Annotated in this window: 16 protein-coding genes; 13 read left to right on the top strand and 3 right to left on the bottom strand. The window is 31.5% G+C overall.

All coding sequences use genetic code 11. The features are described 5' to 3' along the window. Window positions 1–27: 27 nt before the first annotated feature. Together GIY83_RS01195 and GIY83_RS01190 are read right to left on the bottom strand one after the other, a co-directional pair. Window positions 28–444: a lipocalin family protein gene (locus GIY83_RS01195; RefSeq protein ID WP_194618536.1), complete on the bottom strand. Its 417-nt coding sequence runs from the start codon at window positions 442–444 to the stop codon at window positions 28–30. Between the two features lie 217 nt (window positions 445–661). Beyond that, window positions 662–1,690, bottom strand: a complete 1,029-nt coding sequence (locus tag GIY83_RS01190) for a hypothetical protein (protein ID WP_194618534.1) — start codon at window positions 1,688–1,690, stop codon at window positions 662–664. A gap of 356 nt (window positions 1,691–2,046) precedes the next feature. Between GIY83_RS01190 and GIY83_RS01185 the strand changes: the two genes are divergently transcribed. From GIY83_RS01185 to GIY83_RS01130, 12 genes are all read left to right on the top strand, one after another. Further along, entirely contained in the window at window positions 2,047–2,220 is a 174-nt protein-coding gene (locus GIY83_RS01185; RefSeq protein WP_194618531.1) for a hypothetical protein, read from the top strand. A 161-nt stretch (window positions 2,221–2,381) separates the two neighbouring features. Then, on the top strand, window positions 2,382–3,974 hold the full coding sequence (locus GIY83_RS01180) for an ATP-binding protein (protein WP_347349840.1): 1,593 nt from the start codon (window positions 2,382–2,384) through the stop codon (window positions 3,972–3,974). 6 nt (window positions 3,975–3,980) lie between these two features. After that, window positions 3,981–4,649, top strand: coding sequence for a response regulator (locus tag GIY83_RS01175; RefSeq protein ID WP_208684142.1), 669 nt, complete (start codon window positions 3,981–3,983; stop codon window positions 4,647–4,649). A 162-nt stretch (window positions 4,650–4,811) separates the two neighbouring features. Continuing rightward, on the top strand, window positions 4,812–5,018 hold the full coding sequence (locus GIY83_RS01170) for a hypothetical protein (RefSeq protein WP_194618525.1): 207 nt from the start codon (window positions 4,812–4,814) through the stop codon (window positions 5,016–5,018). Between the two features lie 5 nt (window positions 5,019–5,023). Next, window positions 5,024–5,254 (top strand): DUF4236 domain-containing protein, encoded by a 231-nt coding sequence (locus GIY83_RS25125; RefSeq protein ID WP_194618523.1) that lies wholly within the window; start codon window positions 5,024–5,026, stop codon window positions 5,252–5,254. Between the two features lie 2 nt (window positions 5,255–5,256). Beyond that, complete coding sequence (locus GIY83_RS24810) at window positions 5,257–5,583, top strand: excalibur calcium-binding domain-containing protein (RefSeq protein WP_229029181.1); 327 nt, start codon at window positions 5,257–5,259, stop codon at window positions 5,581–5,583. Then, the gene (locus tag GIY83_RS01155) at window positions 5,580–5,975 is read left to right on the top strand and encodes a hypothetical protein (RefSeq protein ID WP_194618521.1); all 396 of its coding nucleotides are present in this window, start codon (window positions 5,580–5,582) and stop codon (window positions 5,973–5,975) included. The genes GIY83_RS24810 and GIY83_RS01155 overlap by 4 nt, the downstream gene beginning before the upstream one ends. A gap of 3 nt (window positions 5,976–5,978) precedes the next feature. After that, the gene (locus tag GIY83_RS01150; RefSeq protein ID WP_194618519.1) at window positions 5,979–7,247 is read left to right on the top strand and encodes an ABC transporter permease; all 1,269 of its coding nucleotides are present in this window, start codon (window positions 5,979–5,981) and stop codon (window positions 7,245–7,247) included. Window positions 7,248–7,252: 5 nt separating this feature from the next. Then, window positions 7,253–8,152: a hypothetical protein gene (locus GIY83_RS01145; protein WP_208684140.1), complete on the top strand. Its 900-nt coding sequence runs from the start codon at window positions 7,253–7,255 to the stop codon at window positions 8,150–8,152. Window positions 8,153–8,341: 189 nt separating this feature from the next. Further along, entirely contained in the window at window positions 8,342–8,632 is a 291-nt protein-coding gene (locus GIY83_RS01140; protein ID WP_194618515.1) for a DUF3892 domain-containing protein, read from the top strand. A gap of 296 nt (window positions 8,633–8,928) precedes the next feature. Next, window positions 8,929–9,339, top strand: coding sequence for a hypothetical protein (locus GIY83_RS01135; RefSeq protein WP_194618513.1), 411 nt, complete (start codon window positions 8,929–8,931; stop codon window positions 9,337–9,339). A gap of 424 nt (window positions 9,340–9,763) precedes the next feature. Beyond that, window positions 9,764–11,116 carry a GH1 family beta-glucosidase gene (locus GIY83_RS01130; RefSeq protein WP_208684138.1) on the top strand — a complete coding sequence of 451 codons (1,353 nt, stop codon included), beginning with the start codon at window positions 9,764–9,766 and terminating at the stop codon, window positions 11,114–11,116. Between the two features lie 75 nt (window positions 11,117–11,191). Here the strand turns inward: GIY83_RS01130 and GIY83_RS01125 are convergent, their stop codons facing one another. Next, complete coding sequence (locus GIY83_RS01125) at window positions 11,192–11,560, bottom strand: hypothetical protein (protein ID WP_194618509.1); 369 nt, start codon at window positions 11,558–11,560, stop codon at window positions 11,192–11,194. Window positions 11,561–12,657: 1,097 nt separating this feature from the next. Here GIY83_RS01125 and GIY83_RS01120 point away from each other — a divergent pair. After that, a complete protein-coding gene (locus GIY83_RS01120; protein ID WP_194618507.1) occupies window positions 12,658–12,846 on the top strand; it encodes a hypothetical protein in 189 nt (62 codons plus the stop codon). Window positions 12,847–12,870: the final 24 nt, after the last annotated feature.

Here is a 12,870-nt window from a genome sequence, read left to right as displayed (position 1 = left end):
GGAATTAAAAAATTTACTTCTGATTGATTATCTTGTATAAACAGTAATAATACCAGTAGTTTTGTTTTTAATTTTCAACTCTTTATTAGTAAGATTCATGATATCACTAGTTGAACTTAAAGCACCAATAGTAAGCGTTAAATCATTATGAGATCTTACGTAAGTTCCTGTAGTTTCTACTAAGGCACAATCACTTCCATCATAATCCCCAATAACTGCTGTATTACTTAATCTTAGATCTAAATAATCTCTACTGCATCCAGCTTGGTTTTGTGGAGCATCAAATAAGACCTCTTTCCCATCAACAATTGATCCTGTTTGGCTTAAATTGTATTTACCTTGGATAGGAACGATTGTTTCCCCATCATTGTCATCGCTGCTACAAGATGCTGCAAATAAACCGATGCTCAATAATAATCCGAATAATATTCTTTTAGTTTTCATGTTTGATTTCTTTAAAATTATTTTATGCTAAATTAGTTTTAAAGTCCTCCAACCATGTTCTATAATTTTCGGTTTGATTTACATAATTTCATTTCAGTTTAAAGAATTTATTTACGGGATATTATTTTCGAAACAAATACAGCAGTATTTATCTTATAAAAACATCATACAAACTATTTTTAACGATACATATATAGCTAATTATCTTTACTATGTACTACTCACAAGATTTACCTTTTAAATATCTTTTAAAAATATATTGACTAACTGGTCGCAGCGATTTTTTACATTCTGGATGTCTTCCATTTCCATTATCATTAAAAAAATCTATTCCGTTAGACGTTTTGGCATACCAAACAAAAGCCTCTCCATTTTTCTTAAAACAAGTAGTTGTATCACAAGCATTCAACTTTTTAAAATCAAGAAGATTTTTATCTAATGGGATAATGTCATTTGTGTTTCCATTTTCTGAAGAACAATCTACTACTTCATAATGATCTTGTGACCACTGCATACAATGATTCTTAAAAAAGGCAAAATAGATTACTGCACTAATTAACCCAAAAACAAATACAGTAGCAATTACAGTATTTTTTAATCTATTTAGAAAATTGTGTAAAACTTTTTCTTTAATTTTTTTAAATAAGCTCAATCGCTGTTGCTCTGGGATGTCAGGTGTTATTTCAGAATTACCGAATGTTTTTCCTTTTTCTCCTTCATCCAAATTTGCTGTCTGCGTTGTAAAACTTCCTTTTTCTATTCCTTTTTCTCTTTCCTTTTCATCCAAAAAACCCCCTAAATCTCCTGAACTTTCACTTTGTCTTCTTGGTTGATTTTCTAAGATTATGTCATCATCACTTTTAATTTGATCGGGGTATAAATTGTGAATTCTAAATTTATTAAAAGGTCGTGATTCAAAACCTACTAAAATTGCAGCCATATCTACTACTTCAATACTTAATGGTTCTGTCTCTCCTTTTAAAAAAGTTTCAATTGGTCTAAATTCATTACTATGCTTTTTAAAATTATTTTTTGCATTAATATCAAAAGGAAATCCAAGTAAAGAATTAAAAACAATCAAATCATCAGAACGCATATTTTGTGTTTCAAATAACTCCCAACACAAAGTGCGGAGTTTTCCTCTAGTAGGAGAATTCAAAAAATTAAAATTCACCCCATTTTTAACTTCTTCATATTTTTTTCTAACAGCTTTTTTATAATAATCTTCTACAGTATTGTTACACATAGGCATATTTTTTTTTTTGGAATTTCAAGGAATTTCAAGGACATCAAAGGAATACTAAGGATTGTAAAAAACTAAATCGGAATTCCCGGAATTCCCTCTCTATTCAGGCTCAAAGCCGTTGTTACTTTGCCTCAGAATTAGTTCTTATTCGATATCGGATTAAAACAAAAATACAAAACTAGTTCAATTAAAAGTACGGAAAACCGTAAGACAAGATTTATCCGGGAAGTATAAATCAACCTCTTACAGTTCTACGCACTTCACTTCCCAAAAAAACAATTTGGTATTGCATTAAATCAACCTCCGGAAAAGTTCCGGACAGCAATACCCATGTCCAATTTTTAATTCATAAAATCATGAAAAAAATATTTATTTTGGGTGCGTTTGCACTATTGACAACGACTGTAATTTCTTGCACTTCTGACGATTTCGAAGATACTAAAGCAAATATTAAACCCGAAGTACCAGCGTACGCTGAAGGTCCTGGAGATCTACCAATAACAGTTCCACCACCACCAATAAAAAATTAATTCTAGTAAATATCTATAATTAATTAGTAAATTCGGGGAAAGTATCTTTTATGTTACGGTCCCCGTTTTTTTTATTTATTATATTCCTTTTTTTTGTTTCGTGTAAAGAAACAACAACTCCTTCTATAAAGTCTAAATCGACTTCAAATGAAGCTGGTGTTTTGAGATCTAAAGGAATAAACCACTTTCAATCAAAAAACTTTAATAGTGCTTTTTACTACTTTAACAAATCCAAAATAGCATTTGAGTTCACAAAAGACAGCAGTAATATTGTATACAATCTTATTCAAATGGCCTCTATTCAGCAAATAAACGGCGATTATTATGGAAGTAAAGAAACACTAACAGAAGCTTTGCCTTATCTTAAAAAGAAAGATATATACAGCGCTGCTATAAATAACTTCTTTGGAATTGCGGATAAAGAACTTTCTCTGTATAATGATGCGATCTATTATTACAACGAAGCTATCGCAGATTGTACCGATGAAGTATCAAAACAATCTCCTTTAAATAACATTGCAACTGTTTTTATTCATCAAAAAAAATACGATGAAGCCATTCAAATTTTAGAATCTATACTTGATAAAAAACTTCTTGATAAAGACCTGCAAAAAAAAGCGGGGATATTTGACAACCTAGGTTTTGCTTATTTTAAAAAGGGACAGATTGAAAAGGGACTTTCATTAATGAACGAAGGTTATCAATTAAGAAAACAAATAGATGATTTTTACGGAAGCATCGAAAGCAATTTACACCTCGCAGAATATTTTTTAAAAACCGATTCTAAAAAATCGAATCAATATGCACAATCAGCCTATGAAATCGCTACAAGATTTAATAGTGTTGATGAACGCTTGAAAGCTTTGTCATTTTTAATTTCGAATGATTCGGGAAATAAGAATGTACAATATGCTCAAAAGTATATTACTATAAATGATAGTATTATAAAGGTTCGCAACAACTTTAAAAACAAGTTTGCCAAAATTAAATACGATTCTAAAAAAGAAAAAGACGAAAACCAAAAACTGCGTTTACAAAAAGCGGAGAATGAATTATCGCTGCAGGAAGCAAGATATCAAAGGTTATTTTTTATAATTGGTATCGTTTCATTGTTTCTTTTATTACTGTATTTGAGAAAGTTTTATCAAAATAGAAATCGGATCGAAAAAATAAAAACTGCCTACGATACCGAAACCAGAATTGCCAAAGACATTCATGATGAACTGGCAAATGACGTTTTTTATGCCATAACTTATACACAAACGCAATCTTTGACTAAAGAAGAGGTAAAAGAAAATTTATTACAAAAACTGAATCATATTTATACCCGAGTTCGCGGAATTTCGAGAGAAAACAATAGTATCGATACCGGAATAAATTATGCCGCTAATCTAAAGGAAATGCTTTCGACCTATAATAGTAATGAAACCAATGTTAGTATTACCAACATCGATAAAGTAAATTGGGAAAGCATCGACGAAATTAAAAAAGTGACTATCCAGAGAGTATTACAGGAATTAATGGTCAACATGAAAAAACACAGTAGTGCACACGTAGTGGTTTTAAAGTTCGAAAGTACCACAAATACTATCATAATCAATTATTCAGATAACGGAAAAGGATGTAAAATAGATCAAATTGTAAAAAATGGCTTGCAAAGTATGGAAAACCGTATTTTATCTATAAAAGGAACTATTACTTTTGACTCTGAACCGGAAAAAAGTTTCAAAGTAAAAATAACGCTGCCTAAATAAAAGCCTATGTTTAAAAAAGTAATAATAGCCGAAGATCTTGATGCTATCAGTTTAGGAATTGAACAAGTTTTAAAAGATTTAAATATTGTCGATTTTCAACATTCAAAATATTGTGATGATGCGTTTTTAAAAATACGTGCTGCTATTCATAAAAATGAACCGTATGATTTATTAATTAGTGATCTCTCATTCAAAACAGATCATCGGGAAGTAAAAATTGCCAGTGGTGATGAGCTGGTTCAAAAAGTTAGAGAATTACAGCCTGATATTAAAATTATAGCGTATTCTGTAGAAGATAAAAGTTACCGCATAAAATCTCTTTTTGATAATGCTGATATTGATGGTTTTGTATTAAAAGGTTTGACCAGCATTGAAGAATTAAAAAAAGCAATACATCTTATTTCGACCTCTGAAGGAAAATATATTTCTCCTGAAGTTGCTTCGGCATTGCAGGAAAAAAACAATTACGAGATTGACGATATCGATATTAAAATCTTAAAACATTTGTCTGACGGTACTTCGCAGGATGAGATTGTAGAGATTTTTAAAAACTCCGATGTCAAAGCCAACAGCAAAAGTGCAATGGAAAAAAGACTTTCTAAACTAAAAGATTTTTTTAAAGCAAACAATACTGTTCATCTCGTTTCTATTGCAAAAGATATGGGTATTATTTAAAGTTTCGTTATAATATTATTAATTCTATAAAGCTCCTTCGGGGGCTTTTTTTATGGCTTAAAATTAAAAAAAGGTGATTATGGATTTCCGTAAAATACTGATTTCAAATAGGTTTAAGTTTGAATTGTTAAAAATCATAATGTAACATTAAAACTTAAAATCATGAAAAATTATTATGTAAACAACACTGCACAATCAAGTGGAGATCATGAAGTTCATACTGATGTATGCCAATATTTTCAAAGCATCATAAGTAAGAAATTCTTAGGGAGTTTTGCAAGCTGTGAACCTGCAGTCGAAGAAGCAAAAAAAACATACTCTAAATCAGATGGTTGCAAAAATTGTTGCAACGAATGCCATAAAAGCTAAAATTAATGGGCTTTCGATTTCAAAAAAGAATAAAACTCGGAGGAGGACTTGGATTTAATATCAGTAAATCAGGGATTTCTCCGAGTTTACGAACAAAGATGGGTTCATTTAGTAAAAACGGCTATTCTGTAAAAACTGGTATATCAGGAGTACGATATCAAAATAGCGGCTGTCTTGTACTATTTGGATTTATAGGAATCACCGCATTCTTAATCTTTACAATAAAACATTTATAATCATGGGATACAGAAAAGGATACTTTAAAAAAGACGGAACATATGTTCAACCACATTTTACCAAAACCGGATCTAAATCGTATTCAGGCAAGAATAACGGATGCTTGGTACTGATACTAATAACAATGACAATCGGTTTCGCTATTTCCTGCTCAGACTCATCAGATTCATCCAATTCAAATTGTCCAACTAAAACTTGTGGCGATTTTAAAACACAGGGACAAGCTCAGTCAACGTTTGACAGTAATAGAAGCTGTTACAAAAATCTGGACAATGATAATGACGGAATCGCATGCGAAAATTTACCTAAAAATAACCAAAACCAATGATAACACTAGAACTAAAAAGCCATTTTTTAAGATTATATCAAATGGCATTATCTGATGATCAATTTGATGTTTTAGAACTTCAAATGCTGTATCACTTTGCAGATGAGCGCGGAATTCCGAGAGAGGAACTCGATAAACTTTTTCTGAATCCTATAAATACGGAATTGATTATACCGGAAAACTTAACTATCAAAATCGAATACCTGTACGATTTTACAAGAATTATTTGGGCAGATGGTAAAATTACCGATGACGAAGAAAATATGCTGAAAAAGTATTGCAGGAAATTTAATTTTCTGGATGAAAACATCAATGATTTATCCAGTTATCTTATTGATTGCGTTCAGAAAAATGTTCAGAAAGAAGAAATTATTAGTCAATTAAATTCCTAAGTTATGAAACCACTAGCACATCTATTTAGTTTAAAGAAAACGGAGGATTCTCACATCAAAACTTTAGACGAGAATGAAGATGACAGAGAACAAATCAGAATAACCTATTATCAAAGCGGTTTTGCTGCATCGATAAAAGCAACCGGAAAACCTATTGTTTTAAAAGCCTGTCTGCAAAATTTATACATGAGTTTTGAAGATCAATGCCGAAAACAAAAGTTAGAGCAAGACCGACTCAAACAACCTTATAAAGAAGAGCAGGAAAAAAACAGAACTGAACTTAAAAAATCTGAAGCTGCCATAGGTATTTATGAAAAGAAAGAACAGGATATTAATACTGAAATCGACGAGATTAAAAACGAAATCATCGAAGTAAAACGCAATCCTGATAAGTACGGCATCGAAGATGGTAAAGGTTTAAAAGCGCAGTTTTATATTGGTTTGTTCTTATTATTACCAATAACGCTTTATGTCTTAGTGTTTTATATTTCAGCATCTTATTCAGCATTTTTCAAAGAGTTTGCGAATGACAGTTTAACTGCTGCCATTTTTGATGCCAATGCATTAACGAATTCTTTTAAGGCAAGCTGGCTTGAAGGCGTTTTGGTAACGACGATTCCGTTTGTATTTATGGGACTAGGTTATGTCATTCATATGGTGCAAAAAGGAAAAGGAGTTAAAAATGTTTTCAGGATGATTGCTCTTTTTGTAACCACCTTTTTATTCGATGCTTTATTGGCCTATCAAATCGAAAAGAAAATATATGAGTTTAATAAAACTACAGATTCTGCACCTTACAACTTAAATATTGCTTTAGGCGAAGCTGAATTTTGGATGATTATTTTCGCCGGATTTGTAGTCTATATTATTTGGGGACTTGTTTTTGATTTTGTGATGAAAGAGTTTGAAAACATCGATAAAATAAGAGCATTTATAAGAGGCAAAAGAGAAAACCTCATCGATTTAGAAAAACTAAAAACAGATTATGTAAATAAAGTCAATGATTTCAAACAACAAATAGTTACCATAAACGGAAAGATCTCTGAGCTTCAGTCTAAAATTGATGGTTTTGTATTTCCTGTAAAAGAATATCTGCATTATCATCATCAATATAAAGAAGGATGGTTTCAGGCTATTAATACAGAAATCGCTCTGCCCTACACAGAAAAAACCGAATTACTGGAAAGTTGTGATCTTTCGTCAGAAGAACATTTAAGTAAATTAAACCTGGTTGATCCTGATTTTCAACATTTAGTATATTCTAAAAATTAATGGCTATGAAAAATATTTTTACCATAATGGCGATGTTTTTCTTAGTCGTCTCTACTTTTTCATGCAAGAAAGAATCTTATAAAGAAGAAACAGAAGTTCCTGTAAAAAGTACTGTTTCTGAAGATTATAACATTAGTATACTCCTTGATTTGTCGGATCGAATTAGCCTTGAAAAAAATCCGAACCCCACTATGGAATATTACCAAAGGGATTTAGGCTATATAAAATCAGTTTCTGAAGCTTTTACCCAACATCTAAAATCAAAAAGAATCCGACAGATCAATGATAAGATGCAATTGTTTTTTAACCCGGAACCTCTTGATGCCGCAATTAATACAATTGCACAGAATTTGAGAATTAGTATCGATAAAAATAATGCTTCAAAAGAATTATTAAATTCTATAAATTCAGATTATGCTTCGCAGACATCCAAAATTTATGAGTCGGCCATAAAAGATAATAAATATGTAGGATCAGACATTTGGAGTTTTTTTGACAGTAAAGTAAAGGATCAATGTATTGAAAACAAATACAGAAATATTCTTATCATATTGACTGATGGTTATATGTTTTATGAGACTACTGTAATGAAAGAAGGAAACCGAACCACTTATATTACTCCTGAACTTATTCGAAAAAACGGCTTAAATACAAAAGATTGGGATAAAAAATTTGATGAGCAGGATTTTGGTTTTATTAAAGCCAATGATGATTTATCGAATCTCGAAGTTTTAGTTTTAGGAATAAATCCGGACAAAAAAAATCCATACGAAGAAAAAGTAATCAGAGCGTATTGGTCGAAATGGTTTACTGAAATGAAAATAACCAATTTTGAAATTAAAAATGCTGATTTGCCATCCAATATGGAGAAAATTATTAAAGATTTTATTCTAAATAAAGAATAAGCGCTACCCAAAACTAACGAATTGAAAGAGGAATTTTATTGTCCTCTTTTTTCTATTTATAAAATCTTCAAAAATTATTTCCAAATCTTATCTGATTACGGATTTCCATAAAATACTGGTTTTTATTGGTTTTACATTTGTATAAAAGTTTGATACATAAATAAATTAACTAATTAAAATTAAGAAAAAATGGCAGATTTACATGAAATAAAGTGTATAAATAAATCAGATAGATATAATATACATGAACGTATTTTAAGCATTGGAGGAATAAATTTTAATGGAACAAGATGGAAATTATCTTTAACTGATGCAATTGTGGGCATAGAAAATAATAAGTGGGCATTTTATGTCAACAATTCTTATGGCCAAAAGGTAAATGTGATAATTTCAAAAACTGCAGCTGGTAATAAATACCTCAGGACTGAAGCAGATACTACTGAGAAAAATAATTTATTAGAATTGCCTGAATGTAATTAATAAACAAACGGCTTTTGATTTCAAAAATAATCAAGCTTTGAGGAATTTTGGATTTTACTATTAATAAATATAAAATCCCTTCTAATTTAAACCATCGACAACATTTATCAATTCGAAAAAGAACTCCTGGAAACAGTTGCACTTTACGAAACTGATAAAGGCTAAAAATCAAGTACTAATACGCATTTTAAACAAAGTATTTCTAACTAGATTTAGCACCACAAAGTATCTGCTATTTTTAGATTTCAGATACGGAAAATATTGGTTATATATTTAATTTTTTATCTAAAACGCCTATGCAAAAAAACTACCTTATTTTATTTCTATTACTTGTTACGCTTTCGTGTAGAAAAGCTTCCGCTCCTCCTCCACCGCAAATTAATTCGTTTTTAAAACAAGTAATTACGCCCGATGACCGAAAAACAATTACAGCTGAAGAAGCAAAAACGTATCATGTAAACGACACTTACCAATACAAATACAGAACAGGAGATCCGGGACAATACGAATATAATTACGATGTAAAAGGAATAAATATTGATGGCGATTCGGTTTTTGGGAATATCAATGTTCAGGAAAAATATGGCGCAGGAATTTTACTTGGCGATACTATTCCTGATATTGAAATTAACACCGAATGGGTTTCATACGGAAAACTAGTTGCCACCGATTTAAAAGGAAATAAATACCAATTAATTGTCAAATAAAACCCTGATGAAATATACTTTACTCTTACTATTTATTTTTTTCACCTCTTTTAGACCTCCTGAAGCGGCGGTATATATTTGTGGCCCAACCGGTGCAAAAAAATACCATTATAACCAAACGTGCCGCGGTTTGTCATCCTGTAATCACGGAACTGTAAAAACATCCTTAAAACAGGCACAAGGTTTAGGCCTCACCCTTTGCGGATGGGAAGATTAAAGGATCTTCCCTTTCAAACATTTAATCATTTGATAATAATCACTTTACGTTAAATTCACATTAGTTTTATTAATTTGATTAAAACTAAACGTTATGAAATTCTTCAACCTAAATTTTCTGGTTTCATTCAAAGAATGGCTGTTTTTAAGAGCTATGCAATCGTCTTTCCTTCATTAATAAATTACAATAAAGGAAATACTTATTTGAATGAATAAAATAGAGAACTCATTTTTAAACAAAGACCAATTTGGAGATGATTTCTTGTGGGGTGTTTCAACCGCCGCCTTCCAAATTGAGGGAGCACATGATGCCGATGGAAAAGGTTCTTCGATCTGGGATGTTTTTACGTCTCAAAAAGGGAAAATAAAAAACGGACATCATGCTCTAACGGCCTGCGATTTCTACAATTCGTACCAAAACGATATAGACTTAATCCGGGAATTAAATATTCCGAATTTTAGGTTTTCTATCAGCTGGCCCCGAATCATGCCTACAGGAATTCATCCTGTAAATCAAGCCGGTATCGAATATTACAATAAAATCATTGACTCTTTACTTGCGTCCGGAATAGAACCCTGGATAACGCTTTATCATTGGGATCTGCCACATGCTTTAGAGACAAAAGGGGGCTGGACCAATAGAGAATCGGTTTCATGGTTTTCAGAGTACGTAGAAGTTTGTGCACAATATTTTGGAGATCGTGTAAAAAACTGGATGGTGATCAACGAACCATCTGTTTTTACCGGAGCGGGATATTTTCTGGGCATTCATGCTCCGGGCAAAAAAGGGATCACCAATTATCTTAAAGCCATGCATCACGTAACATTAGCTACTGCTGCCGGCGCAAAAATATTGAGAAACAGAATTCCCGAAGCCAATATTGGTACAACTTTCTCCTGCACGCATATCGAACCTGCAACAGAAAGCGCGAAAGATATCGAAGCCGCAAAACGTGTCGATACTTTACTGAACAGAACTTTTATAGAACCTATTTTAGGATTGGGTTATCCGCAAACTGATTTGCCGGTATTAAAAAAACTCAATAATTATATTTTAGAAGACGATCTCGACAATTTATTTTTCGATTTTGATTTTATAGGCCTGCAATGTTATACTCGTGAAGTTGTAAAATCATCCATGTTGATTCCTTATATAGGCGCTGAACTAATAAGTGCCGAAAAAAGAAACGTAATCTCAACCGAAATGGGCTGGGAAGTTTATCCTCCGGCCTTATATCACGTCCTGAAAAAATTCAACGAATATAAAGGCATTAAAAAGATTATCATTACAGAAAACGGTGCCGCTTTCCCGGACACTTTAAGCAACGGAAAAGTATACGACATCAAACGTACGCATTATATTCAGGATCACTTAGAACAAATTCTTAAAGCCAGAAAAGACGGCCTAAACGTCGAAGGTTATTTCGTATGGAGCCTTACCGATAACTTCGAATGGGCCGAAGGTTATAATGCCCGATTCGGCTTAATTCATGTCGATTTCGACACGCAGCAACGAACCATTAAACATTCAGGATTATGGTTTAAAGATTTTTTATCTTAAAACTGATACTTAAAAATATAAAAAGCCTTTCGCAAGATGAATGTGAAAGGCTTTTTTCGTTTCAAATAAAATCATTTATCGTTGAATTCTAAAAGGATATTGTTGTTTTAAGATTCCAATAGTAATCTTGCCATTATTTTTTAAATGAGCTGTAGCAAGAATATATCTTTCTTCGGGGTACTTTATATCAAAACTAAAGATTGTATCTCTTACTTTTACCTGAAGCAGGTGTTTTCCTGCATCTGAGACCGGCAGTTCTGCTGTTTCATAACCTGGCATTGCATTGGTTGCTTTTAAATTAATATCCTGAACTTTCTTTTTATCCAGAAGTACTTCCAGTTTTAAGTTATCAAGTTTCATCTCTGTTGGCTGTTCAAACGAAACCACGTATTTTTTACAACCAAAAGTGCATAAAACAATTAATAGTAACAGAAGCTTTTTCATAAAAGATGTTTTTAAACTGACGGTGAATAGAAATCAAACCTATTGTAATATTTTATAAATATAGATAATTTTATTACAATCCAACCGCCAAAAAAGTACATTTTATGGCTGCAAAAATTAGTAATTAGCAGGAGAGAAAATTGGTGAAATTATTTGATAAAAAAAGCAAAAAAAACACTTATTTTCCTTGTATTTATTAGGTTTAACGGTTATTTTTTCTTATCTTTATAGTATAAATAACAGATAATATATGCCAAAAAACAAACTATTTAAGCGCCCGGATTACTCCTCAAAAAATTATTTTTTTTACCCTTTTACGCATTTTATTTTTCAAAATGCTTTTAAATTTCATTTCGAAGTTTTTCCATTTAATCTTTTTTCTGCACAAAGTATAAACACGCAGAATACACCGGAGCGATCGCTCCAAATGCAACCATAATTATTTTTCCCCGATATATCTTCTAAGCTGTTTTTTTTTTAGAAAATATATTCCTCAAATTAAAGAAAAGATTTCCTTTTTCAGGATCTTCTTTCGACTCTTCATGTTCATTTTTCATTAAACTAAATTTAATTTCTATGATTCATTTTTCGTTTTTTCAACAATTAGAAGTTTTATAATATTAATCTCAATGTATTGATTCTTCAATACTACATTTTTTTATCTTTTTTTGATAGTCTAATCCAACCTTTTTACAACTTTTTGCCTCTATCTAATAAAGGGCAGATTGTTTTTATATTCCATTAACACGTTCTAAAAAACCTAAATTTATTATGCATTGTATTTTGTTTTTAGGAATTCCTGGGAATCTCAGGAAAATGCGGGAATTCTGGGAATCCCTTATCTACAAAGGCCTCAAAGTGCCTTTCCTTTGCCATAGAAATTAGTTCAGGTTTTGTCTGCAGACTAAAACGAAAATAAAAACTATTTCGAACTAACAGTGTAAAAACCGTAAGACCGAGTTTATTCAGGAAGTATAAATAACGTCTTACTGTTCTACACGATTTACTTCCTAAAAATCAATTTGGTATTGCTCCAAACAAGCTCTGGATAAAGTCCGGACAGCAATACCTATGTCTAATTTCTAAATTAAATCAAAATGAAAAAACTAATACTATTTATCGCTTTTGCGCTATTGTTCACTATATTTTCTTGTACTCCTGATGAATATGAGAGCCAACCAAAAAAGGATACAGAAAAAGCTGTTAATCATATAAAAGCAACTTATGCAGATGGCCCTGGTGATGGAACAACACCACCTCCACCTCCACCAGCTCCAAAAGATTAATAAATATATATTTTTAGTATCTAA

It is taken from the genome of Flavobacterium sp. SLB02, from assembly GCF_009664855.1.
GTDB lineage: Bacteria > Bacteroidota > Bacteroidia > Flavobacteriales > Flavobacteriaceae > Flavobacterium.
Note: the sequence above shows the minus strand (reverse complement) of the source record. Positions and strands in the feature narration are given on the sequence as shown.